This window comes from Pyrococcus yayanosii CH1 (assembly GCF_000215995.1).
Taxonomy (GTDB): domain Archaea; phylum Methanobacteriota_B; class Thermococci; order Thermococcales; family Thermococcaceae; genus Pyrococcus; species Pyrococcus yayanosii.
Genome location: NC_015680.1, coordinates 762571 through 786860, shown reverse-complemented (window position 1 = coordinate 786860; position 24290 = coordinate 762571). Strand labels below are relative to the sequence as shown.

Below are 24290 nucleotides of genomic sequence, written 5' to 3'. Positions count from 1 at the left end.
TCCTCAGCAGGCGTATACTACAACGCCGGCTATTCCGGAGTACTTGAGGTACTTCATCATGATATCAGTTTGACTCATATCAGTTTGACTCAGAGAAAATAAAAGTTTTCCCGAAAATCAAAACTTAAAAAAGTATGAAATATCAGAGAAGCCCCTTTATTAGCTCCCCGACGTTCCCCCTTGCCTTGCCGCGGAGCCTTTCGAGATGACTGCTCAAAGCCTCTCCAATGCCGTGGACGAAGAGGCTCATCGCCTCGTCGCTGTCGAGTCCCCTCGACCTCAGGTAGAAGAGCGCGTCTTCGTCGAACTGCCTCACCGCCGAGGAGTGGAAGGCCGACTCGATTTCTCCTGCATCGACCTCAAGCATCGGCACGCTCACTCCAAGTGAACCCTCGTCCATTATGGTTATCTGAGACACGACACCGCTCGATGAGTTCCTGGCGCTCTCAAAGACCTTGGCAACCCCCCTGTGAACCGTCCAGCCGTTCTTGTATGAAAAGCCGTGAACCCTCGTCTCGCTTTTGCTCCTTTCGCCGTACTGGAGGACGTTGGTGAGGTAGTCCACCGAGCTTCCAATGGCTATGGGCATGCCCCTGAGTATCAGCTCACTCTTTGCCCCTTCAAGGGAGTAGTCCTCGCGGTGGTGGCTCATTTTTCCACCCTTGACAAGGGTGAAAGCCCTGACACTGGTTTTCTCACCGAGAGAAGCCCTCAGGAGGTAGTGTGAGAGTGCCTCGTGCTTTCCGACAGTCAAGATTTCGAGGTTAGCATTCTTAGCTTTGAGCTCGATAACGAGGGATTTTGTTCCCTCTTCGCTCATGTCGTAGATGACTATCGGCGCTTTAACGTTATCGGCCTCTATCGAGATGTGATGGCTCACGAAGGCCCTTTCGGAGAGGTGTGAAACTATCACAAGTGGTGTCCTGAGGTCTTCAGCTATCCTCAGCCTGTATGCCTTTCTGAGTGCGTAGAAGTGGAAACCGAGGATTCTCGACTCTTCGGGCTGAGAAAGGCCTAAAGTCCCCTCGCTCAGCTCAACCCCCGCAGGAAGGTTGAACTCGGCCTCGCTTCCCGATAAAACGATGTGCCCCTTTATCGGAACCTTGACCGCTTTAGCCTCTGTCGGCAGTTTGAGTGGCGAGTTTTCCTCGAAGAGCTTCCACTTGGTGTAACTCTTTATGGTTGGGCTGTCGCCGTACTTCTGGTAGGTTAGCCTTTCGAGTGCTTCCTTCCCAATGAACATCAGCCAACACCCCCTATCTCGCTGAACTCAAGCTCTATGACCTTCTTGAGAACCTCCACGTACTCGAAGGGCAGACCCTCAAGGATTTCGCTGATGAAGCCGAGCACGATGAGGCTCTTGGCCTCTTCATCGCTTATTCCTCTCTGATTCATGTAGAAGAGTTTGTCCTCCCCAAGCTTTCCGGTAGTGGCTTCATGGATTATACTCGCTGTAGGCTCGTCGTTCTGATTGTGCGGATAAGTGTAGGCCCTGCTCTCTTCGTCCAGAATGAGCGAATCGCATGAGACCGTCGCGGTGGAGTTCTTTGCACCTTTGATTATTCTCACCAGCCCACGGTATATGTTTATTCCGCCGTTGGCGCTTATGCTCTTGGAGACTATCTTCGAGCTTGTGTTCGGGGCGAGGTGGAAGCTCTTGGCCCCGGTGTCCTTGAGATAGGGCCCATTGCTCAGCGAGACGACGTACTGGGTGGTCCTTGCTCCCTCTCCCTTGAGGACGCTCGATGGATAGGTGTAGGTTATCCTGCTCCCTATGCTCCCTTCTATCCACTCGACATAGGCGTTCTCCTCTATGATTGCGCGCTTGTTGTTGAAGTTGATCACATTGCGGCTCCAGTTCTGTATCGTGGTGAACTTGACGGTTGCTCCCTTGTGGGCGTAAATCTCAACCATGCCGTCGTGGAATGAGAAGCCCTTGTACATCGGCGCAGAACAGCCTTCTATGAAGTGAATGTAGCTTCCCTCGTCTGCAACCAAAAGTGTGTGCTCGAACTGTCCCTCCAATGCGGAGCCGATAACGAAAAACGCCTCTATCGGGAAGGGTATTCTAACCCCCTTCGGCACGTAAACGAAAACTCCACCGCTCCAAAGGGCGTGGTGTAAGGCAGAAAACTTGTGCTCTCCAGGGGAAAAGACTCTACCAAAGTACCTCTTCACAAGGCCAGAATACTTTTTCACGGCCTCCTCCATGGGGAGCATAATTATGCCCTTCTTCTCGAACTCCTCCTTGAGCTTAGAATAGACGCTCTCACTATCGAACACAGCCGTCAGGCCGGAGAGGAACCTCTTCTCTATTTCCGGGATGTTCAAACGCTCGAAGGTTCTCCTAATGCTCTCGGGCAGGTCTTCCCAGTCCTTAACCTCACTGCCTATCTCTGGCTTCGAGTAGATAACCAGACTCTCAAGATCAAGCTCCTCGATACCGACCACCCACTTCGGCATGGGCAGTTTGTGGAAGAGCTCCAAGGCCCTGAGTCTATGCCTAAGCATCCATCTTGGCTCGCCTTTTATCCGTGAGAGCTCCTCTATGGTATCCCTCGTCAGCTCACCCTTGAGTTCTATCTCTTTAGGGTAAGGCACGGCGGTGCCGAGGACTTCCTCGAGAGAGCCGGCCCTAAGTATTTCCTCAAGCTTTGACGGTCTCTCCATTCTCTCCCACCGCCGCGAATCCCTTCTCTTCGATGAGCTTTACGAGCTCAAGACCACCCGAAGCCACAAGCTTGCCTTCCTTCAGCACGTGAACCATCTTGGGATTTAGATACTCCAGAATTCTGCCGTAGTGAGTTATGAGGAGTATTAAGGTGCCTTCGTTATGAAGCCTGTCGATAACCTTGGCTATGACCTTGAGCGAATCAACATCAACACCACTATCGGGCTCGTCAAGTATCAGAAGTTTTGGCCTGGCTAAATAGGCCTGAAGCATCTCAAGCTTTTTCCTTTCACCGCCTGAGAATCCAACGTTAAGCTCCCTCGAGAGAATGGAACTGTCAAGTCCAAGCTCCCGAACGGCATTGAAGATAACCTCATACGCCTCTACTTCGTCCACGCCCCTGAGGTTCTTCAACATTCTTTGGAGAAACTGGAGGACCTTGACACCCTCGACCTCAACCGGATGCTGGAAGCTGAGGAATATACCCTTCTTCGCCCTCTCCTCGGGTTTCATCTTGGTTATGTCCTCTTCCTCGAAAAGAATCCTACCCTCCACAACCTCGTACCGTGGATGGCCAGCTATGGTCAAGGCGAGAGTGGACTTTCCACTTCCATTTGGCCCCATAACCACGTGAAGTTCACCCTCACTTAGCTCCAAGGAAACACCCTTCAGGATGTTCTTTCCCATAACCCTGACGTGTAGGTTTTCAACCTTTAGCATGCTCATCACCGTCCTATATGTATACATTCTTGGGTAAAAACCACTACTTTTAAATCTTTGTCCACAAATTTGGGTATTAGGAATACAGGTTAACTCTAAACTACACCCTCCCTTTCCAAAGCGTCTAGAATACTGAAGAACTCCTCGGGTTTCCCACCTGTCACAACCTTCTCGGGCCTGAAGGGACATTGGCAGTAGGGATATTCGAGAAACGCCTGATACGTCCCAATCTTCTTGGCTATCGCCACTATCTCCTCCTTATCGAACCCAATAAGAGGTCTGTATATCGGGAAGCGGACGCTCATAGTCTCGAGGTAGAGGTTCGCCAGCGTCTGCGATGCTACCTGACCGAGAGAGTCCCCTGTAACGATGCCAAATGCGCCTTCCTCCTTTGCTATCTCCGCAGCGCGCCTAAGCATGGCAACCTTACAGAAGACGCACGTCCACTCCCTACGGTTAATATCGCTAAGCACCTTGACGTAGGGTTTCAGGATTTCGAAATGATTCTCCACGATGAGCTCAATGTCCTTGGGTGAGTATTCGCTCAGTATTTCCACCGTCCTCTCGACAACCCTCCTAGCGTTCGTCCCCTGGTCAAAGTGAAGAGTTATTACCTCCGCACCGCGCTTGAGCATCAAAAACGCCGCCACAGGAGAGTCTATGCCGCCGCTCAAGAGGGCGATGACCTTTCCCTGCGTCCCCACTGGCAGGCCACCCACACCCTTTATCTTTTCGAAGAAAACGTATGCCTTCCCATTTATGATTTCGATGCCTATCGTGAGCTCCGGATTTTCGAGATCAACCTTCCAGCCAAACTCTTTCACGACGAAGGCCCCGATTTCTCGGTTAACCTCAAGGGAGGTCTTGAGAAAGCCTTTGTCAAGCCTCTGGGTGTCAACCTTGAAGCTCTTCGGGTTCAGGCCTTTGAGGGCCTCCTTCAAGTATTTGGGAACTTCCTCATATTCCATCTCCCTTGCCGGCGAAACCGAGACAACACCGGGAACTTTCGCTATGACATCTGTCGCATCGTCTGGGGCATCTACGAGAATTCTCCCCCGAACGAGCTTAACTCTTCCCCCAATTCCCTTCCTCTTCAGTGCCGCGAGGATGTTCTCTACTAACTTTTTCTCGAACTCCTTCCTCTTGCCCCTCTTTATGGCTATCTCGCCGTAACGAACGATTATCATGTCAACCACCCAGGTAGCGGGCAAAAAAGTTCTTTGCTTCCTTTTCGTTCTCAACTCCCCTCACGACCATCCTACCGCCTTGGAATATCAGGATTTCAGCATAGTCATCCTCGAATTGGATAAACTGGGATGTCTTGATGTACTCTATGCCGAGAGCTTTTAGTCTTTTAGCGAGCTCGTCGAAGTCGATGTCCATTCTTTCCGGTGGAGTTATCTGGATTGAGCCGTCGCAGAGGCGCTCAATTCTGATCTGCTTCTTCAGGAAGATTAACTCTTTCCTAACACACGCTGGACAGTCTTCCTTTCTCGGCATCTCAATCTTTTCGAATTCGAGGGTCTTAGTGTCGAAAAATATTAGCTCGCTCCTTACTTCCTCCCCAAGGAGTATCTTGGTAGCCAATGACACGGCGAGCGATGCCGCGAAGGGTGGGACGTAGCTCATGATTCCGGCGACGGCACAAGTGGGCATGGGTCTCGAGGGTAGCTTTGGCATTAAACAGCGGAAACAGGCGGTCTTCCCTGGGATTATAGGCATTACGTCTCCGTAGGTGCTCAGAACCCCAACGTAGATCCAAGGCTTGTTCATCTTTATGGCATAGTCATTTATTACCTGCCTTGTGTAAATATTGTCGGTCCCATCGAGTATTAGGTCGGCCTCGTCCAAGAGGTTCACCGTGGATGGGTTCAAGTCTTCGAAGTAGCCAACGACGTTGTCAAAGCGCTCCTTTAGGGCTTCGACTTTCGGCTTTCCAACGTCCTCCTTCGTGTAAATAGTCCTCGGAAGGTCGCTCTCATCCACGAAGTCCCTGTCGATAACAATTATCTTCCCGATGCCCAGCTTGTAAAGGAAATAAACTTCCCAACTGCCAAGTGCCCCCGCCCCGACGACGGCCACGGTGCTCTCGCCAAGCTTCCTCTGACCCTCCATTCCTATGATCGGGAAGTGTCTCGAAAAATCCATCATCTCCCTCACCAAGGGAGGGTTTGAAGGAATCTTTATGAACTTAATCTTTTCAAAAATCAAAGCTCCTTAAGGGGCCGGTAGACACTTGAAAAGTTCTTCTATTTAAGCCCTTGAAGAACGTTAGATCAAGGTATTGTGCTCCTGCTTTCCTGAACATCTCGTTGAACCCGGCCTCGCTCTCGTAGGGTGAGAGGAATAATTATGTCGGCTATGGAGGTATCTTCCCTACGTGCCAAAGACATATCCACCTCGCCATGATCATCCAAAGGCAGATTTAAAGGGCTTGTTACTCCCTTAAGTGTGGTGATGGAGATGGAGTTTTTTGAAGTACTGAGAAAGAGGAGAAGCATAAGACGTTTTCAGGATAAAGAGGTTCCAAAGGAACTCGTGAAGAAGCTCCTTGAGGCAGCCTTCCTGTCACCGAGTTCCCACAATAAGAGGCCATGGCACTTCATAGTTGTTGATGACAGGGAGAAACTCCAAAAGCTCTCGAAAGCTAAGCCCGGGGCGGCGGGGCTTGCCACTGCGTCATTGGCGATAGTGATTACCGCCGACGAAAGCAGGAGCGACGTATGGATCGAAGACGCTTCCATAGCGGCCGAGCACATCCATCTCGCGGCTGTTGCCCTGGGGCTAGGCTCATTTTGGATACAGATCAGGAACAGGATGCACGGTGAAGGTAAAACGGCCGAGGAATATGTGAGGGAGCTCTTGGACATTCCAGAAAACTACCGCGTTCTCTGCATCATTGGCGTTGGCTATCCAGCGGAGAACAAGCCGCCTCACGGCGAAGAGGTCTTCGAATGGGAGAAGGTCAGCTATAACAGGTTTGGCATGCCATTCTATTGGGGTTAGATATTTATTTTCCGGGGGCAACATCATAGGTGAGGTGATCTCAGTGCAGAGGGCCCTTGTAACATTAACACCCTCCGAGAGCAAGCGCTTAATTGCCAAAGCCGTTGTAGCGATGGATGAGGTTCAGTATGCATTAAAACATGGCTTCGTTTATATAGCTACAGGGACTACCGCCGCCTACATCGTCGAGGAGATTTCAGGAGAGAAAATTGAAAAGGAGAAGTGGACGATAGGGGTTATAAGCAAAGGCAGGACGTGCGTTACCCCAAAAAAGACATGGCCCAGGCATCTTGTCCTTTATAAAGGGAAGCCGTTTGAAGGCGACCCAATGGAGGCTCTAAAAGAAATGGGTCCGGAAGATGTCTTCATCAAGGGGGCCAACGCGATTGACATAAACTGGAACGTTGCGGTCTTCGCGGCCGCCCCCGATGGAGGCACGATAGGCAGGACTTTCGGATGGACGATAACAAAGGGCGTGCTTACAATAGCACCAGTAAGCCTTGAGAAGTTTACCCCCACCCCGGTCGAGGTAAGTGCAAAGCTTACAGGAATTAGGTCCTTTGACTGGGGGACCGGGCTTTACGCCGCCCTAGTGCCAATTCCGCATGCAATCCCCGTAACAGAGGTCGAGGCTTACGAAATTCTTGTGAACGTGGATGCGATTCCAATCGCGGCGGGCGGCGCTGGAGGAGCTGAGGGGAGTGTGACATTGGTTTTAGAGGGCGAGGATGAGGAGATGGAAAAGGCCAAGGAAATTACGAAAGCTGTAAAGGGAGAACCTCCTTTACAGCCCTACACCGAGGACTGCTCGATATGCCCCTTTGCCAAGATATGTGGCATTGGAAGCGGTGCTTTTTGAGGTGGCTCATGTGAGGAGACTTCTGGTTTTCTTCCTTTTAGCGCTTCTCCTTGCTCCCCTTGTTCTTGCAGATGAATATGGAGAGCATGGGGACGAATACGGGGCAGGCTACAGTGAGCTCGCGGCCCTTGGAGTAGGCCTTATTGCCGTCGGTGTCGTCTACTACTCCCTCACCAAGAGGAAGCTCCTCATAGCCTACAAAAAGTCGGGTAAGTGGGGATTTGAGATCAGGCTGGAGCATCCGTACGTGATGGTTACCGGTCCAGTGCATCCCCTCACGATACATCAAGTATTCGCCCTGACCGGGACACTGCTGGTCTTCCTCCACTTCTTCTCATGCTACAAATACGGAGGACTCGCCGGAGGCACCGGACTTGCGATGGGAATCGTGCTGGTTCTGCTCAACGTTACCGGGTTCATCGGCAGGTACATACACGGAAAGGTTCTTCTCGCGGCGAGGAAGCATGAGGGAAAAATGGCGAAGATTGCAGGCACACTGGGCCACTGGAAAAAAGTTCACATAGCCCTGGCCGTGCTCTTTGCGATACTGCTGGCTATACACCTTGCAACCGTCGATTAGTGTTTCATGAACTCTTTTTCAAAAATTTCTTTTTAAATTCCTAAATCTTCCCTCTAATGGGGTGAGAGGGTGGACGAGCTGGAGATGATAAGGAGGAAGAAGATGCTCGAGCTAATGAAGAGGATGGGGATAATTGAGGAGAAACCGAAGAGGCCAAAAGTAACAATTGAAGTCATAACCTCGCCGACTTGCCCCTATTGCCCAATAGCATTGGCAATGGCCCAGGAGATAGCGAGGAAGTATAAAGGTGTTGTGGCCAGAGAGCTCAGCATTGCAACCCCCGAGGGCAGAAGAAAGGCCATGGAGCACAACATCATGGGGACTCCAACGATACTCATAAACAATAGGGTTGAGTTCATCGGCGTCCCCAACTTTGCGGAGTTCGAGAGGAAGGTAAGGCAGTATCTTTCTGCGTAGCTTGATAAGTGGGATGCCCTTGACAGTCTCTTTTCCAATTTATTCAGATCTCGTGAAAACTTTTTATATCTTTTCCCGAACCATCTTAAGAGGGATAAGGTATGCCAAAGGTTTGGATTGAAAAGCTACTTGAGGAACCCGAGCTCTATCTTCTCAGGATCGATGACGACAAGATTAGATATTTTGAGGCCACCTGGGATATTCCAGAGGGGATAACCTACAACGCATACGTCATGAAAACCGACGGGAATGTGATCCTTTTCGATACATGGAAGAGAAGCTATGCCGACGAGTTCCTTAAGGCCCTTTCCAGCGTGGTTGATCCGAAGGACATAACTCACATAGTCGTCCACCACACCGAGCCCGACCACAGCGGAGCCCTTCCGGTCGTCCTTGAGGCCAACGGCTATAGGGCCAAGATAATAGGCACGACCTTCGCGAAGAGGCTTCTAAACTCGTTCTACGGAATAATGGAGAACGTTCACGCCATCAAGGACGGGGAGGAGCTCAAGATAGGGAGCAGGACGCTGAAATTCATAACCCTCCCGTGGCTCCACTGGCCCGACACAATGATAACCTACGTGGTGGAGGACAAGATAATCCTCGGGTGTGATGTCGGTGGCGGATACTCGATTCCGCCAGCCATCGACGACAGCAACGAGGAGGTCGTCGAAAGGTATCTCCCCTACGTCACCAAGTACATCGTTACGGTCATCGGTCATTATCGTAAGCACATCATTCAAAACATTGAGAAGATAAAGAAGCTGGGTATCATCGATGACGTCAAGATAGTATTACCCGGCCACGGCCTCATCTGGAGGAGGAACCCCAAGAGGATTTTCGAGCACTACGTCAAGGTCGGCGCGGGGGTTCCAAAGAAGGGCAAGGTGCTCGTGATATACGACTCGATGTATGGGTTCGTCGAGAGGAGTATCTTGATAGCGGTGGACGAGCTTAAGAAGCACGGCTTTAACCCTATCATCTATAGCTTCACGGATAAGGATGCTCCAGCGGTCAGCGATATCCTTGGGGAAGTTCCAGACAGTGAAGCCCTCATATTAGGAGCATCAACCTACGAGGCTAACATACATCCGAGGATTCGCTATACCCTCTATGAGATTCTCGACAAGGCCAACTACGAGAAGCCCGTGCTTATTCTCGGAACGTTTGGGTGGGCAGGGGTAGCGGGCAGGGAGATTGAGACCCTCATAAAGAAGTCGATGTTCAAGCACGTAAGCACAATCGAGGTTAATGGAAGAACAACCCCAGAGGACGAGATGCGCATCAGAGAGGGCGTGAGAAAGCTCATTTCTTTGCTTTCTGAGCCTTAAACAAGCTTGTTCGCCTTCCTCTCGAACTTCTTTATCATGTTATCAGCTTAGCTACTCTTTCATTTCCCTCTTCCTGAGGCGAAGCTTTTTTCGTGGTAACCCTTATAACCCTTCCTCCCAGACAACCGACGGTGGGAACATGCTTAGAGCAGTGATAAAAAACACCAGGATACTGGATGGGAGAGCATTCATTGGTATGGGCATTTTGGGCCTAACCATGAATCTCTCCAGTAACCTCGATGCCCTTCGTGCCCTCTTCCTTATCATATCCCTCATCCTATATGTCGCCTATGCGTTCGCGATAAACAACTGCTTTGACGCCGATACGGATTCTGTTAACCTGGTCAAACGAAGAAAGAACCCTGTAGCGAACGGGGAGCTGAGCTTCCGAGCTGGCATTCTGTCAGCAGTCCTGATGGCAGTGGCCGGCCTGTCGTTGGCGGCCTTTCTTGGACTTGGGGAGCTCGCCATATACCTCTCAATGGTCTTTCTGGCGACGATTTACTCGGCACCCCCAAGGCTCAAGGCGAGACCCGTGACTGACGTGCTCTCTCATGGGGTTTTCTTCGGGGCGCTACCATTCCTTTACGGGGCCAGCCTTGACGGGATAATGACACGGCAAGAACTTATTATGGCACTCGCGATAACTTTCTATTCTCTCGCCCTTGAACTGAGGAATCACCTAGAGGATTATGAGAGCGATTTAAGGGCTGGTCTGAGGACAACGCCAATCGTTATAGGGAAAACAGCATCGGAGAGATTCGTCCTAATCTTCTCATGCATCTCAATAGGTCTGCTTCTGGCCCCGCTAAACCCTGCCTTCGGTGCCATCAGCATCATGACATTGGGTGTCAGAGTGAGGGTCCTCGATGCTATTGTGGCGTCCCTTTTGCTGATGCACTTATTATTAAGGGTGATGGGTGTGTAAGATGGAAATGAAAAGAATCCTCACTCTCGCGGCTCTCTTAATCTCCCTCGCGTACCTGTACAGGGTGATTGACATCGATGAACTTAGGCTGGCCCTGAAGACGGCTTCCTTGGAGTACATCTTGATTGCATTCTCCCTTTCGGTTCTCACGGTCATCTTATCTACCCTCAGGTGGCACCTCTTCTTGAGGGAAATCCAGGGAACGAGCTTCAAGGAGACCCTCAGGGCCTTTATAAGCGGCTACTATCTTATGACGGTCCTCCCACCGAGCGTCGGACACGTCGTGAAGGTCAAGCTCGTAGGCGGTGATTACTTCAAGGCCTTATCTTCTCTTGCCATTGGAATTAGCACGGAAATCTTAGTGGTGCTATCCTTTGCCCTGATATTCTTCGGCCTCACGAAGCTCGGAATCCTAGCGTTGGCCCTCATCTTGCTGGCTCTCATCTATGAGGAGAGCGTTTACAAGGCTCTCGATTCTTTCCTCAAGTTCTGGGAGAGAGTTGGTCTTAAGGGACTGATATCAACACTCAGGGCCTATCTAGATAGGATATACAGCGGATGGAAAGGAGCAAAGAATAATAAAGTCGTTTTTCTCTTGTCCTTTTTGCTCTCCACGGTGATAATCTTCCTCCAGGTCTGGGGGATTATAGAGGTAGGGAAGGCCTTCGGCCTAAAGGTTTCAATGAGACGGGCCCTCTATGGGTTCCTAATGAGCGTGCTGTTCGCTTCCCTCAGCGGCATTCCGGCAGGATTTGGGGCAAATGAGTTCGGGCTAGTCCTCGGAATCGGTGCTTCAACTAAGGCTGCGGTAACTGCGTTTGTCTATAAGTTTCTATTCCAGTATGTTTACTCAATCGTCGGCGCGGTGGCGTTTTATCAGGCTCTGAACAGGGGGTGATTTGTTGAGGATAGCACTCGTGAGTGACTGGTATTACCCCAAGGTTGGCGGGGTCGCGAGCCACATGCATAACCTTGCCATACACCTCAAGAGGCGCGGCCACGAGGTGGCCATAGTTACTAATGACCTTAGGACAGGAAAGGAGAATGAGCTCGAGGCCCTGGGGATAGAACTCGTCAAGGTTCCAGGCGTTGTAAGCCCCATTTTTAGTATAAACATGAGCTACTCCCTCGCATCAAGCGAGGAGATGGGTGAGTTCCTGAAGGGTTATGACGTCATACACTCCCATCACGCCTTCACACCCTTGGCTCTGAAGGCCGCCAAAGCCGGGCGGCTCTTGGGCAAGGCAACGGTTCTGACGACCCACAGCATATCCTTTGCCCACGAATCTAGGCTCTGGGAGGCCCTCGGCCTGACGATTCCCCTCTTCAGTCGCTACCTTCGCTATCCCCACGAGATAATAGCCGTGAGCAAGGCCGCGGAGGCCTTCATCAGGCACTTCACGGACGTCCCGGTGAGGGTGATACCCAACGGCGTGGACGAGGAAGTCTTCAGACCGCTGAGCGATAGGGAGAGGGAAAAAAGAAAGGAGGAACTGGGTATTGAAGGTTATGCAATCCTCTACGTCAGTAGGATGAGTTATCGCAAGGGGCCACACATCCTCCTAAACGCCTTCTCGGAGGTAAGAGATGCTATCCTCCTCATGGCGGGCTCGGGAGAGATGCTTCCTTTCCTGAAGGCGCAGGCCAAGTTCCTTGGGATAGAGGATAGGGTGAAGTTCCTCGGCCACGTCTCCTCGGAGTTCCTCCCCAAGCTTTACGGTATCGCGGACGTCTTCGTTCTCCCTTCGATAACGGCGGAGGCTTTTGGCATAGTCATCCTAGAGGCCATGGCTTCGGGAGTTCCTGTTGTGGCGAGCAACGTGGGCGGGATACCGGAGGTGGTTGAATCTAGCGGTGCAGGAATACTCGTTCCACCCGGCAACGAGCTGGAGCTCAGGAGGGCGATAGAGACGCTGCTTGAGGACGATGAGCTTAGGAAGGAGATGGGTAAGAGAGGCAGGAGAGCCGTCGAGGAAAAGTATTCGTGGAAGAAGGTTGCCTATGAAGTCGAGGCATGCTATGAGGAAATCCTATCGAGCCCAAAATGATTTTTTTATTCCTTTCTGGGAAATGGTGACTTGGGTGGTGAAGGTGCGAATCAAGAGGATAGAAAATCCCATTGAGCTGAAGGATGAGCTTGTTAGGTTCGTCTTTCGGGTCTATCAGGGCACAAACGGGGCTTATCCTGCTCTGGAGTGGGTTGAGAACAAGCCAAGCACCCACGACTTCGAAGGCTTTAGGAGGGTTTACGAACCCTTCCTTGAGTTTCGTCTGACGAAGGAGTTCGATGAGCTCTATGTTCTAAAGGAGGGTGAGAGAATCGTCGGCACGGTTGCACTCGTCTACAACCTTGAGGGAAAAGACGTCTGGTGGGTGCCTGGGGAGATTAAGGGGGAAAGAACTGGCCTTATCGAGTTCTTTATGGTTGATCCCGCCCACAAGGGGAAGGGTTACGGCTCGAAGCTCCTTGAGTTTGCTATAAATCGGCTGAGGAATCTCGGAAAAGAGCCCTACGTGATAACCTTTCCGAACCTGGAGGCCTACGGCTACTACTTACGGAAGGGCTTTGAGAAGGTTATGGACTACAAGGAGTTCGTCGTTCTAAAATATAAGGGCTCGGGGTAGCGCATGATATAGTCACTAACATGCTAATCAAAAATCAGGCACAGGGGCTTAACTAGCAGCTGCCCCAGAGCGACTATGACTCTGATAGTCCATTCAGAACTCGGAAACCTCGTAGATAAGTTCGCCACCCCTCTCCTCGACGAGCCTTGCCTCATAGATCCTCCTTTTTCCGTTGGTGGTTACCTCCATGAGGACCTTTGCAGGGGACAGCTTTTCCCTGGTTTTTACTTCCTTTGTCTCGATCACTTGGATAAAGAAATCGCCGCTCCTCTCGAACCTAAAGACAAGGGTGTCGCCCCTTACCTCGTAGCCCTTATACACTACCCCGCCCATCCTGAATATGGCCCTAAGCCTGATGACAGGATTTTTCACGGAATTTCACCTCCAATACTTCCAGGTGAAAATATTAAAAGGTTACTTTAACTTCTCAAGGGTCCCTTCAGTCTTTCGACGACTTCTCCCTTGCTCCTCACGAGGTTTTGCCTTGCAACCTCCTCTCCCTCTCTGAAATAAACCAGCGTAGGCACGTTCATGACTTCGAACTTTTCCGCGAGTCAGAGATGTTTACTCACGTCACTTCCCAGGACTCAACATCTCTGTATTCCTCACTCAGCTCACGCATGAAGGGCTCAATCATCCTGCACGGTGGACAACCGGGAGAGGAAAACCAAAGGAGGGCGTACTTGGCCCTCTTAATTTCTCAAAGTCCCCGTCGAATTCCCTTATCATCCTACCACCTCAAATCTTTGTCCTCTTTAAGAGGAGCGAGTTCGTTACGACGCTCACGCTGCTCATCGCCATAGCGGCAGCTGCCCACTCGGGTCTGAAGACTATTCCGAATGTTGGGTAAAGGGCACCTGCTGCTATGGGGATAAGGATCATGTTGTAAATCATCGCCCAGAAGAAGTTCTGCTTAATCTTCGAGAGCGTTTTCTGGCTGAGTTTTATCGCTTTAACGACGTCTCTTATATCATTTCTCATTAATACTATATCTCCACTTTCAATCGCTATATCCGTTCCAGAGCTTACAGCTATGCCCACGTCCGCCTGGGCAAGTGCCGGAGCGTCGTTTATACCATCCCCAACAAATATGACCGTTTCTCCCCTCTCCTGGAGCTTCTTGACCTCGTTGGCCTTGTCCTGCGGGAGCACCTCGGCCAAAACGTAGTCTATGTTGAGCTGCTTTGCTATGGCATTGGCAGTTCTCCTGTTGTCACCAGTGATCATCCCGACCTTCTTACCCATCCTGTGAAGCTCCTCTATAGCCTCCTTTGCGCCCTCCTTGATTGTGTCGGCTATGCCAATGATTCCTACTATTTCACCGTCTACAGCCACTATTATGGCTGTTTTGGCCTCGTCCTCAAGCCTGTGAAGGATCTCTTCAATATTATCAATTGAATACCCGTTCTCCCTAAACAGCTTTCTGTTTCCAGCTAGGACTTCCCTCCCACGCACCTTAGCCCTAATGCCCTTTCCAGTTATAGTCTCAAATCTCTCAGGCTCCTCCAACTCTATTCCAAGCTCCTTAGCTTTTCTTACGATTGCCTCTCCCAGCGGGTGTTCCGAGCGCATCTCAGCAGAAGCCACAAGTTTCAAAAGCTCCCTCTCGTCCATGCCGAAAGCTATCACGTTCGTAACCTCAGGCTTCCCCTTCGTCAGCGTTCCTGTCTTGTCGAAGAGAACCACCGTTGCCTTCCTCGCGATTTCAAGAACTTCGCCGTTCTTGATAAGTATTCCCATCTCTGCTCCTTTACCCATCCCGACCGTTAAAGCGGTTGGAGTCGCCAGACCAAAGGCACAGGGGCACGCTACTACCAGAACGCTAATCAGCGTCGTGAATGCGAAGATGAACGGCTTCTGAGCTATAAAGTACCAGTAGATGAAGGAGAGCAACGCTATTGCCAAGATGGTTGGTGTGAAGTACGTAACTATCTTATCGGCTATCCTTTGAATTGGCGGTCTCGTGTTCTGAGCCTCCTCCACAAGCCTAATTATCTGTGCTAGGATGGTGGCCCTTCCGACGCGCGTTGCCTTAATCTTTAGGACCGAGTTCTTATTTATCGTTCCTCCGATTACCTCGTCCCCCTTTCTCTTTAGGTTTGGAATCGGCTCGCCCGTAATCATGGATTCATCAACGTAGCTCTCACCCTCAATAACTACTCCATCAACCGGTATTCTTTCTCCAGGCTTTACTATTACGATGTCACCTACTCTAACTTCGCTTATAGGCACCTCAACTTCCTTTCCTTCCCTAATCACGGTCGCCTTCTTGGCCTGAAGACCCATGAGCTTCTTAATTGCTTCACTAGTTCTACCCTTTGCTATGTGCTCTAAGTATCTCCCGAGGAGCAGGAACGCCAATAAGAGCACACTCGCTTCATAGAAGTTATATTCTTTGGGGAGTATGCCAACTGTTGCAAGAACACTTGCTATGTACGCCGAGCCAGCACCCATGGAGTACATCACGTCCATGTTTAGGGTCTTGTGCTTCAAAGATCTGATAGCTTTTAGAAATATGTCTCTTCCCGAATACACTATTATTGGCGTTGTTAGGATGAACTGGATCCAAAGCATATATGGAATCTTAAAGTCGAAGCCTAAAATCCACCGATATGTCATGAATGTTATTATTCCTCCGAACGTCCAAGCGACGATAAGTTTTCTTTTCATATCCTTTAGATGCTTTTCCCTGACTTCCCTTTCAACATCATAGCTCTCCTCGCCCTCGACTCCGAGGAACTGGTAACCAACTTCCTCTATGGTCCTTTTAATGTCCTCCATGCTCACAAAACTGGGATCATAGCTAACTCTGGCCTTCTCAGTCGTCAGATTGACCTGAGCATCTAAAACCCCAGGGAGTTCTTTGAGTGCCACTTCGATTGTCTTGGCACACATTGCACACGTCATTCCGCCGATCCTAATTATCGCATCCCTCCTTTCCCTGACAACTTGGTAGCCTAGCTCTTCAATTGTTCTTATAATCTTATTCAGGCTCACCTTCGACTCGTCGAAGTCAACGTAAACGGTTTCGGAGTTTAAGTTAGCTTTTGCATCTTTAACCCCCGGGAGTTCTCTTAGAGCCATTTCAATCGTTTTAGCGCACGTCGCACATGTCATGCCATTTACCTTAAGTATGAGCTTCATGCTAATCACCAATTTTTCCTAAACGTGAGAGCTTATGGGGATTATTTTTTCCAGAATGGAAACTCCAACCAGAAAAATTTTATACTTTGAAAGCAAACTATCAACGGTGGAGGAAATGAAGCTCGACGAGCTGGACCTAAGATTGATATATCTCCTTATGGACAACGCCAGGCTAAGCATTTCGGAGATTGCCGAGAGGCTCGGAGTCAGCAGGCCGACAGTTAAAGCAAGGCTGGAAAAGCTTGAAAAGGAAGGTGTCATTCAGGGATATACGGTAAAGCTTAACCCCAATCTTCTGCGGGCGCACAACGTTATCGCCATGATAATTAAAACAGATTATCCAGAGAAGCTCCAAGAGTTCGAGGAAATAATAGAGATCAACCGCTTCACGAGTAAGAAGTATCTCATAAAAGTTGCCATTGAGAATATGGAGGAGCTACGAAGAGTTATCGAGGAGGCTGGATTTGAGGTTCTTGAAATAATGCCCATCCTAGAGAGCATTGAGAGAAAGGCCTCCCCGAAGGTAAAGGTGCCTTTCAAATGTGACTATTGTGGTAAGGAAATAGTTGGCGAGCCAATAGTTTACAAATACCGCAATCGGATTTACTTTTTCTGCTGTCCGACATGCTTGAGAGAGTTTAAAAAAGCAAGAGAAAACTTGGAAAAATTCAAATTATCTAAGAAGAAACAAGAGATAAATCACACTCACAATGGCAAAAACTACCTCCATAACTAAGTAAGGCGGTAGGGTACACATCAGAGCTAAAAACGACATTATAGCACCAACTGCAAATGCGCTTACTGGCGAAGTTGCCTTCTCCAAAATCTTATTGCTTTTCTCCCTTAGCGGACTTTGGAGAGTTATGTCCATTAGTCCAAAAGACTTGAAAATCTTGTAAAAGCCTACAAGTAGGCTGAATGCTACCACAACGTAGCTTAAAAATCCAAAGCTTCGGTGGAGCATAATCAGCCCTAGTCCGATGATGAGATATCCAATAAAGACACCAGCAGTAAAAGAAAGACCTATCCTCAGGATCTTTCGCTCATCAATAATAGCTATCATAGACAGCAAAAACACAATCATCAGGAACACTACAGGTCGAAGAGAGTTTAACAGACCAAAAACGATAATTGGAAGCATGATCTCCTTGGTATCAAACTCTTTAAGTTCCAGTGCATATGCGTTTGAGGAGAAAACCAGAGTAAAAGCACAAGAGTTATCCAGAACAGCTTTCTTTTCACTGCTCTTCACCTCAATGCTTCATTGAAGGTGGGCCTTTTCTTACAATTTTTACCGTTGAGTTATCAAGCGGCAAAACATCCACCCGGTCTCCCTTCGAAAGGCAGGGGACTTCAATTGGATGAGTGTAGCGGACCTTTAAGATGTCCCCGTTGGCGTCTATCACCGCGGTGCACGTGAGCATTGTGTGTTCCTCGTTGGGCACGCAGTCCATATCTGCTAAAACAGCGGCGTTCTCAATGCTGATAGCCCTGCCTTCCACAAGATGGCCTACGAAGATGTCGCCCGTTTTGGGAGCCGTTGAAAAGTAATATAGCATAGAGAACAGGAAAAGGAGCAGGCCCGCAAAAAATAAAGCTTTTTTCATGCCATCGACCTCCAAGTATAAAGGCGGTATTCACTCGTCCTCAATTCCAATCATCCTTTCACAGTATTCGTGCATTTCTTTCCAGCCCTCTCCCATGTACTTTTCCATTGTTGCCTCCATATCCTCTTCCATTTCCTCATGAATTTCCGTGAAGTTTCCGTTCTCCATGTATCGCTCCATCTCCTCGTGCATGCCCTCGTTCATCATGCCCATGTGCATGCCCATTCCGTGCCCCATGCCTGTCATTAGTCCAAAGCCCCTCCAGGGGTTCTTGTCTTCCCTCTCAAAGACTCCCGAGTGCGCCAGACTATAGGGAACCGCTATGAGCACCCCAATTATAAGTCCCATCAACACGGATTTCCACTCCATTTGCATCACCTTTTTGGTGTTTTCATGATGTGATTGGAGCAAATGCTAATAGGCTTATTATTGGCAATGTGAAAACTTGTTATGAGTAAATTTGCCAGAATGCAAGGATAAACCTAATTGAATACCCTCCAGGACTGCAAAATGTGAGGGGGATGGATAGCACCGCCAGAAAATATGACAGATTTTCAAAAATTTACGACATCTTCGAGATTCCAATGGAGACATGGGCTTTCTCAAAGTACAGGCAAAAAGCATTGAGCTTAGTTAAGGGCAAAGTTCTTGAGATCGGTGTTGGAACAGGTAAGAATCTCCCTTATTATCCTGCGGGTGTTGAAGTAATCGGCATAGACATCAGCAAAGGAATGCTCGAAAGAGCTGAAAGGAGAAGGAGAAAGCTTGGTTTAGATAACGTTAAGCTCCTCTTAATGGATGTTCAAAATTTGGAGTTTGAGGACAACACTTTTGATACCATCTTAAGCACCTTCGTGTTCTGCACAGTTCCAGACCCACTGAAGGGCCTAAGGGAAGCGTATAGAGTCTTAAAACCTGGAGGAAAGGCGATATTCTTGGAGCACATGAAGAGCGAGTCAAGGCTATTGAACATCCCGCTTTACTTGATTGATCCGAGGACAAAGGCACTGGTAGGCACTTCAATGGTAGGGAAACTCAAAAGAACATTGAAAAGGCGGGTTTCAAGATAGAGAGGGTTGAAAATATATTCTTTGACATTGTGAGGCTAATAATTGCCACGAAAGAAACTACGTGATAGTGTGGAGTGAGCAAAAAAGTACAGTTATACGGCATTCAAACTTATTCTGATCGGCTACATTTTCGGAGGGATTTTGCCGTAATCGAAAGATATATATGCACATTTTTACTCACTTTTGAGTAGGTGAGGCGCCAGATGGCAGGAAATTACACAAAAATGGGTATCTACGATAATATAACACAAACTATCGGAAGGACACCATTGGTAAGGCTCAAGAGAATAGAGAGCTACTTTAATGTCAAAAATGAGCTCTACGCCAAAGTAGAGTTCTTTAACCCCGGCGGCAGCATAAAGGACAGGATAGCCAAGTACATGATCGAAGGTGCTAAAAAAGAGGGAAAGATAGCTGAAGGAGCCGTTATAATTGAACCTACCTCCGGGAACACGGGAGTCGGTTTGGCGTTAGTTGCGGCGGTCGAGGGGTACAAAACAGTGTTCACGATGCCGACTAAAATGAGCCCGGAGAAGGAGCTCCTCCTCAAAGCCCTAGGCGCCTTTGTAATCAGAACCCCAACAGCCGTTGCTCCAAGTGACCCCAATTCGTACTACAAAGTCGCTGAGGTCGTGAGGAACTTAATCTGGAAAAAGAAAAAGCCAGTGAGCAGGGGGGAACTTAAGGAGATAGTCGACTATGTGCAGAGGCTCGTTGATGAGGGAAGGCTTGAGGAGTTAAAGGCCATTCTTGAAGAGGAAGTTGAGGAAACACCCTATGCTTACATCCCCAACCAGTATTTCAACAGATACAACCCAATAGCCCACTATGAAACAACAGCTAAAGAAATCTGGGAGCAGACTGGGGGAGATTTGGACTACCTTTTTGCCGGAATAGGTACTGGAGGGACGATAACGGGAATTGGACGCTATCTAAAGAAGAAGAGAGACGTTAAGATAGTAGGCGTTGATCCGGTTGGCTCGATATACCACCTTATAAAGAAAGGAATGAGACTGGAAGAGGCCCTTAAAAAAGCCCATCCCTACTTAGTTGAAGGAATTGGGGAGGATTTGCTCCCGGAGATCGTTGACTTGAGCTTGATTGATGACATAGTTGTCGTCAACGACCAGGAGGCTTTTGCAATGACGCGTCTTCTGGCAAAAAGGGAAGGAATACTTGCGGGAGGCTCTTCGGGGGCGGCCCTTTATGGGGCAATAAAGTACCTCAAGGAGAATGGGATAGAAGGAAAGAAAGTCGTCATAATATTCCCGGACACTGGGAGGAACTATCTGACGAAAATTTTCAACGATAACTGGCTTCTTGAGAACGGCTTTGAAATATATGATGAAAAAATTCTGGAGGGATTGAGATGAGGTTCTCAACTAAAGCTATTCACGTTGGCGAAAATCCAAGAGAAATGCAGTACGGAGATGTTGTCTCTCCGATTCACCTCTCGACAACTTTTGCAAAGAAGAGCGTGAGGGAAGTTGAGAAGGGCTACGTTTACTCAAGGACCGGCAATCCCACAAGGGACAGCCTTGAGAAAAAGCTGGCGGCACTTGAAAACGCCAAGTATGGGTTAGCATTTTCCTCGGGGTTGGCGGCTGAGTCAACAATACTCTTGGCTCTGCTCAAAAAAGGAGACCACGTGGTTGCTTTTGACGATCTCTATGGCGGAACCAAGAGGCTGTTCAATCAAGTTATGGAGCGCTTTGGGATTGATTTCACCTACGTGGACGCAAGAGATCCTGAGAACGTTAGAAAGGCGATAAAAGAGAACACAAAGATGATCTGGCTCGAAACTCCCACAAATCCCCTCTTAAAGCTGGCTGACATTAAGGCAATATCCGAGATTGCACATGAGAGGAATATAATCGTGGTAGTGGATAATACATTTGCGAGTCCATACTTCCAGAATCCCCTTGACTTAGGTGCAGATATAGTCCTCCATAGTGTTACCAAGTATCTCAGCGGGCACTCCGACGTTGTGGGTGGAGCGGTTATGCTAAACGACGATGAGCTTTATGAAAAGCTAAAGTTCCACCAGAACGCAGTGGGTGCAATTTTGTCACCCTTTGACTCTTGGCTCGTTATGAGGGGGATTAAGACACTCGCCGTCAGGATGGAGAGGCACGAGAAAAACGCTATGAGAATTGCAGAGTATCTAGAAGAGCATCCGCTGGTTGAGAAAGTTTACTATCCTGGTTTACCGTCGCATCCACAGCATGAACTCGCAAAGAGGCAGATGCGTGGCTTTGGTGGAATGCTCTCATTCGAACTCAAAGGGGGGCTGAAGGAGGCAGTGAAATTCGTGGAGAGCCTCGAAATCTTTGCGCTGGCTGAAAGCCTCGGTGGGGTGGAATCCCTAATCGAGCTCCCGGCTTTGATGACCCATGCATCACTTCCAAAAGAGGAGAGGGAGAAAGTTGGCATAAAGGACTCCCTTATCAGGGTCTCAGTTGGAATAGAAGATGTTGAGGATCTAATTGAGGACCTGGAGAGAGGCTTTGAGGCGGTGAGAAGATTATACTGAGCGTTGATGATGTCAGAGACTTCTTAAAAAAGCTTGGGTTCGATGAGGGCTCAGCTAATGAGCTTATAAAACAGATAGAGTACTTTGAAAGAGAAGCACCACGAAGAGATGACATCGTAAGAGACTACCTCAGTGAGGAGTGCATAGAGACGATAGTTGAGGAGATAGTCGAGGAAATCCTAAAGCTGAACAAGGAAAGCATCAGGCTCCTGGACGTCGCCGCCGGGTCTGGATTTTTCACAGAAAGGATTAAGAGAAAGCTTGTGGAGAGAGGAGTCAAAGCGGACGTGTATGCTCTGGACATAACCCCAGGCATGCTCAAGAGGCTTGATGAGAAGGGAATAACCCCAATCTGGGGAGTTGCCGAGAAAATCAGGGAATCCATCGAGATTGCCAATGAGCACTGCGGCATAAATGCTCCAAGAGAGTTTGACGTTGTTTTATCGACTTTAGCCTTCCATCACTTTTTAAATCCTGAGGAAGTCTTAAAGAGCATGAAAAGCGTTTTAACAGAAAATGGCAGGGTAATAATAATCGATGTCCTCAAACATGAGCATGAGGAGTTTAAAGAAACCTTAAAGGACACCCATCTTGGATTTTCACTGGAAGACATAAAAGAAATAGGCTCAAAGATCTTCAAAAATTAGAAGCCCACTATATGGATGTGTACTGTGAGGTAGGTGACATAATAATCGGGCTGTACAAAGCGGTGTTTGCTTAACTCTCTAAGAGCTTTCTCTTTCTTCTCTCATATTCTTCGTCGTTTATTTCTCCCCTCGCATACTTCTCGTCGAGTATCTCAAGTGCTCGATTTCTTGATGTGCCGCTCGAGCCCTGTTCGATTATCCACTTAATGAGCAACGCCACGGCAACTATTATTGCGATCCAAAAGAGAAGCATGAATATCGCTCCTAGGATTCCAAAGTAGCCAAATCCCATCACGTCGTGTCACACCCATTCTGCTTCTCCGGCGTGGGCAAAAACCTCCAAGCGTCAATACTTTTGAACATCATTTACTTGCCTCCTTAGATTGTTTATTTGTAAAGGGTTATCTGATTTATCGTTGCCAAAATTGAAAAGTAAGTTAAATTGGTTTTTCAAAATGTGTGGCAACTGCCGAAAAAGACTCTCAATCTGCATGAGCAACGTTTAAAATCAAGTTATTGAAATCAATAACTTGGTGATACCATGACGGCAAAAATACTGGCAAAGGTTAGTGAAAAGGATGTGACCTCAGCAATAGTGGACACCTTCTACCATATGCTGAAGGAATACACGGAGTCGGACGTTATAGTTGTGGGCGCTGGACCAAGTGGTCTAATGGCGGCAAAAGAGCTTGCAAAGGTAGGCAAAAAGGTCTTGGTTATAGAGAGAAACAACTACCTTGGCGGTGGCTTCTGGATAGGTGGTTTCCTAATGAACAAGATTACTGTGAGAGCACCCGCCCAGGAAATACTCGACGAGCTCGGCGTCCCCTATGAGAAGTACAGGGAGGGTCTCTACGTTGCCGATGGTCCGCATGCATGCTCCAAACTCATCGCGGCTGCCTGTGATGCTGGGGTGAAGTTCCTCAACATGACGAGCTTCGATGATGTTGTTATAAGAGACAGGAGAGTCGCAGGTGTTGTAGTTAACTGGACCCCTGTCTCAGCTTTACCAAGACAGATAACATGTGTTGACCCAATAGCTCTCGAATCAAAGATAGTTATAGACGCCACCGGACACGATGCTGTTGTTGCTAAGAAGCTTGAGGAAAAAGGACTAATAAAGACCAGAGGACATGGTTCAATGTGGGTAGAGGAGAGCGAAGACGCCGTGATAAACCACACGAGCGAAGTCTATCCTGGGCTTATAGTCACGGGAATGGCCGTCTCCACGGTCTTCGGTCTCCCAAGGATGGGACCAACCTTCGGAGGGATGCTCCTCAGCGGGAAGAGAGCAGCGGAGGTTGCCCTGGAAAAGCTCAAGGAACTTGAGTGATGGGCATGAAGGTTTACATCGAAGACCGCATCTGGGATTCGTTCCAATTTTTTGATGAGATAAGAAGCCTTTTCAAGTTCCCAGTAGAGTTTAAGCCCTACATGTTTAAAGACCCACGCTTTTTGGCCTACATAAGGGTCAGAAGCCCAGATAAGAGGGAGTTCTACGAGCCCTTTCCAGTAGAGGTTGACAACGAGAGGAAGGGTCTCATAAAGGGAGTCATCTACGACGGCGTTGAGCTGCTCAAGCACTTCTGCCTCGATGTTGACGTCTCCAAACCGACAGTTCTCATTACGGACAGACTTATTGCCACGTTTGACGAGGATGGAAGATACCACCTCAGAATGATTGTTATGGGGCCGGCGGCGATAATCTCACTCAAGGGTATACTCTACGCCCCTGCGAAGCCGCCTCAATATTATATAAAGCTCTCCTTTGGTTTTGAAGATGTCATTGACATCGATGTCGGCAAAGTTCTCAAGATGCTTCTCCTCCAGTTCTACGCGTATTTCAAGCATGAAGAAGTCTTCTGCGAAGACAATAAGTGCATGCTCCACAATTGCCACACGACGGAGGAGATAAAAAGGGTAAAGGGGCTCTGCGAGAGACATGGGAAGATGCTTGAAGACTGTCTGACTTCCTCCCCGCCCTGAAGGGCGAAGCTTTCGGAAGGTACCCTGGTTTCCATCATATCATGGCTTGTGGGTGAATGTACTCTTACGAGCATTTCTTAAAGGAGGAACACTATCAAAAAAGCCAGATCTCAAGCTGGTGAGAACTAGAGTGGAAGGTAAATCTGAACGCTCCAGCGCAAAGGAT

27 protein-coding genes and 1 pseudogene are annotated in these 24290 nt (G+C 48.8%); 16 read left to right on the top strand and 12 right to left on the bottom strand.

The genetic code is table 11. The annotated features are described in order from the left end of the window. Positions 1–142: 142 nt before the first annotated feature. The 5 genes from PYCH_RS04360 to PYCH_RS04340 all read right to left on the bottom strand — a co-directional run bounded on the left by PYCH_RS04360 (position 143) and on the right by PYCH_RS04340 (position 5542). A complete protein-coding gene (locus tag PYCH_RS04360; RefSeq protein WP_013905632.1) occupies positions 143–1243 on the bottom strand; it encodes a SufD family Fe-S cluster assembly protein in 1101 nt (366 codons plus the stop codon). Further along, complete coding sequence (sufB, locus tag PYCH_RS04355; protein ID WP_013905631.1) at positions 1243–2670, bottom strand: Fe-S cluster assembly protein SufB; 1428 nt, start codon at positions 2668–2670, stop codon at positions 1243–1245. Before sufB ends, PYCH_RS04360 begins: the two co-directional genes overlap by 1 nt. Further along, the gene (gene sufC, locus PYCH_RS04350; protein ID WP_013905630.1) at positions 2648–3391 is read right to left on the bottom strand and encodes a Fe-S cluster assembly ATPase SufC; all 744 of its coding nucleotides are present in this window, start codon (positions 3389–3391) and stop codon (positions 2648–2650) included. The genes sufB and sufC overlap by 23 nt, the downstream gene beginning before the upstream one ends. A gap of 95 nt (positions 3392–3486) precedes the next feature. Then, the gene (thiI, locus tag PYCH_RS04345; RefSeq protein ID WP_013905629.1) at positions 3487–4578 is read right to left on the bottom strand and encodes a tRNA uracil 4-sulfurtransferase ThiI; all 1092 of its coding nucleotides are present in this window, start codon (positions 4576–4578) and stop codon (positions 3487–3489) included. A 1-nt stretch (position 4579) separates the two neighbouring features. Further along, positions 4580–5542: a HesA/MoeB/ThiF family protein gene (locus PYCH_RS04340; RefSeq protein ID WP_048058204.1), complete on the bottom strand. Its 963-nt coding sequence runs from the start codon at positions 5540–5542 to the stop codon at positions 4580–4582. A gap of 312 nt (positions 5543–5854) precedes the next feature. Between PYCH_RS04340 and PYCH_RS04335 the strand changes: the two genes are divergently transcribed. From PYCH_RS04335 to PYCH_RS04295, 9 genes are all read left to right on the top strand, one after another. Further along, on the top strand, positions 5855–6397 hold the full coding sequence (locus PYCH_RS04335; RefSeq protein WP_013905627.1) for a nitroreductase family protein: 543 nt from the start codon (positions 5855–5857) through the stop codon (positions 6395–6397). Between the two features lie 43 nt (positions 6398–6440). Beyond that, a complete protein-coding gene (locus PYCH_RS04330) occupies positions 6441–7256 on the top strand; it encodes a hypothetical protein (RefSeq protein ID WP_013905626.1) in 816 nt (271 codons plus the stop codon). Positions 7257–7266: 10 nt separating this feature from the next. Beyond that, positions 7267–7836, top strand: coding sequence for a hypothetical protein (locus PYCH_RS04325; RefSeq protein WP_013905625.1), 570 nt, complete (start codon positions 7267–7269; stop codon positions 7834–7836). A 69-nt stretch (positions 7837–7905) separates the two neighbouring features. Then, positions 7906–8253, top strand: coding sequence for a thioredoxin family protein (locus PYCH_RS04320; RefSeq protein WP_013905624.1), 348 nt, complete (start codon positions 7906–7908; stop codon positions 8251–8253). A gap of 101 nt (positions 8254–8354) precedes the next feature. After that, the gene (locus PYCH_RS04315; RefSeq protein ID WP_013905623.1) at positions 8355–9584 is read left to right on the top strand and encodes an FprA family A-type flavoprotein; all 1230 of its coding nucleotides are present in this window, start codon (positions 8355–8357) and stop codon (positions 9582–9584) included. 139 nt (positions 9585–9723) lie between these two features. After that, on the top strand, positions 9724–10512 hold the full coding sequence (locus tag PYCH_RS04310; protein WP_013905622.1) for a UbiA prenyltransferase family protein: 789 nt from the start codon (positions 9724–9726) through the stop codon (positions 10510–10512). A 1-nt stretch (position 10513) separates the two neighbouring features. Then, positions 10514–11410, top strand: coding sequence for a flippase-like domain-containing protein (locus tag PYCH_RS04305; RefSeq protein ID WP_013905621.1), 897 nt, complete (start codon positions 10514–10516; stop codon positions 11408–11410). 4 nt (positions 11411–11414) lie between these two features. Next, positions 11415–12560 (top strand): glycosyltransferase family 4 protein, encoded by a 1146-nt coding sequence (locus PYCH_RS04300; RefSeq protein WP_013905620.1) that lies wholly within the window; start codon positions 11415–11417, stop codon positions 12558–12560. Positions 12561–12582: 22 nt separating this feature from the next. Next, positions 12583–13137: a GNAT family N-acetyltransferase gene (locus PYCH_RS04295; protein ID WP_373419034.1), complete on the top strand. Its 555-nt coding sequence runs from the start codon at positions 12583–12585 to the stop codon at positions 13135–13137. 93 nt (positions 13138–13230) lie between these two features. Here PYCH_RS04295 and PYCH_RS04290 read toward each other — a convergent pair whose 3' ends face one another. The 3 genes from PYCH_RS04290 to PYCH_RS04280 form a co-directional block, all read right to left on the bottom strand. After that, entirely contained in the window at positions 13231–13509 is a 279-nt protein-coding gene (locus PYCH_RS04290) for a hypothetical protein (protein ID WP_013905618.1), read from the bottom strand. A 196-nt stretch (positions 13510–13705) separates the two neighbouring features. Further along, complete coding sequence (locus tag PYCH_RS10160) at positions 13706–13834, bottom strand: thioredoxin family protein (protein WP_237698705.1); 129 nt, start codon at positions 13832–13834, stop codon at positions 13706–13708. A gap of 41 nt (positions 13835–13875) precedes the next feature. Continuing rightward, the gene (locus PYCH_RS04280) at positions 13876–16281 is read right to left on the bottom strand and encodes a heavy metal translocating P-type ATPase (protein WP_013905616.1); all 2406 of its coding nucleotides are present in this window, start codon (positions 16279–16281) and stop codon (positions 13876–13878) included. Positions 16282–16396: 115 nt separating this feature from the next. On the opposite strand from PYCH_RS04280, the gene PYCH_RS04275 reads away from it, so the two are divergent. Continuing rightward, positions 16397–17017, top strand: coding sequence for a TRASH domain-containing protein (locus tag PYCH_RS04275; protein ID WP_048058202.1), 621 nt, complete (start codon positions 16397–16399; stop codon positions 17015–17017). Here the strand turns inward: PYCH_RS04275 and PYCH_RS04270 are convergent. Genes PYCH_RS04270 through PYCH_RS04260 form a run of 3 tightly spaced genes read right to left on the bottom strand, consistent with a single transcriptional unit; the run spans position 16955 to position 18257 of the window. Then, the gene (locus PYCH_RS04270; RefSeq protein WP_048058201.1) at positions 16955–17533 is read right to left on the bottom strand and encodes a hypothetical protein; all 579 of its coding nucleotides are present in this window, start codon (positions 17531–17533) and stop codon (positions 16955–16957) included. The genes PYCH_RS04275 and PYCH_RS04270 overlap by 63 nt on opposite strands. 1 nt (position 17534) lies before the next feature. Further along, positions 17535–17888, bottom strand: a complete 354-nt coding sequence (locus PYCH_RS04265; RefSeq protein ID WP_013905614.1) for a hypothetical protein — start codon at positions 17886–17888, stop codon at positions 17535–17537. 30 nt (positions 17889–17918) lie between these two features. After that, the gene (locus PYCH_RS04260; protein WP_013905613.1) at positions 17919–18257 is read right to left on the bottom strand and encodes a hypothetical protein; all 339 of its coding nucleotides are present in this window, start codon (positions 18255–18257) and stop codon (positions 17919–17921) included. Positions 18258–18409: 152 nt separating this feature from the next. On the opposite strand from PYCH_RS04260, the pseudogene PYCH_RS04255 reads away from it, so the two are divergent. From PYCH_RS04255 to PYCH_RS10155, 4 genes and pseudogenes are all read left to right on the top strand, one after another. Then, positions 18410–19023 (top strand): annotated as a pseudogene (locus tag PYCH_RS04255) (class I SAM-dependent methyltransferase). 138 nt (positions 19024–19161) lie between these two features. Continuing rightward, complete coding sequence (locus PYCH_RS04250) at positions 19162–20331, top strand: PLP-dependent cysteine synthase family protein (RefSeq protein WP_013905611.1); 1170 nt, start codon at positions 19162–19164, stop codon at positions 20329–20331. Beyond that, entirely contained in the window at positions 20328–21491 is a 1164-nt protein-coding gene (locus tag PYCH_RS04245; RefSeq protein WP_013905610.1) for a cystathionine gamma-synthase, read from the top strand. The genes PYCH_RS04250 and PYCH_RS04245 overlap by 4 nt, the downstream gene beginning before the upstream one ends. Further along, positions 21482–22138: a class I SAM-dependent methyltransferase gene (locus PYCH_RS10155; protein ID WP_308700750.1), complete on the top strand. Its 657-nt coding sequence runs from the start codon at positions 21482–21484 to the stop codon at positions 22136–22138. The genes PYCH_RS04245 and PYCH_RS10155 overlap by 10 nt, the downstream gene beginning before the upstream one ends. A 70-nt stretch (positions 22139–22208) precedes the next feature. Here the strand turns inward: PYCH_RS10155 and PYCH_RS04235 are convergent, their stop codons facing one another. Beyond that, positions 22209–22430, bottom strand: coding sequence for an SHOCT domain-containing protein (locus tag PYCH_RS04235; RefSeq protein ID WP_237698692.1), 222 nt, complete (start codon positions 22428–22430; stop codon positions 22209–22211). 249 nt (positions 22431–22679) lie between these two features. On the opposite strand from PYCH_RS04235, the gene PYCH_RS04230 reads away from it, so the two are divergent. Together PYCH_RS04230 and PYCH_RS04225 are read left to right on the top strand one after the other, a co-directional pair. Beyond that, positions 22680–23471, top strand: coding sequence for a sulfide-dependent adenosine diphosphate thiazole synthase (locus PYCH_RS04230; protein WP_013905607.1), 792 nt, complete (start codon positions 22680–22682; stop codon positions 23469–23471). Continuing rightward, the gene (locus tag PYCH_RS04225) at positions 23471–24124 is read left to right on the top strand and encodes a DUF6775 family putative metallopeptidase (protein ID WP_013905606.1); all 654 of its coding nucleotides are present in this window, start codon (positions 23471–23473) and stop codon (positions 24122–24124) included. Before PYCH_RS04230 ends, PYCH_RS04225 begins: the two co-directional genes overlap by 1 nt. Positions 24125–24290: the final 166 nt, after the last annotated feature.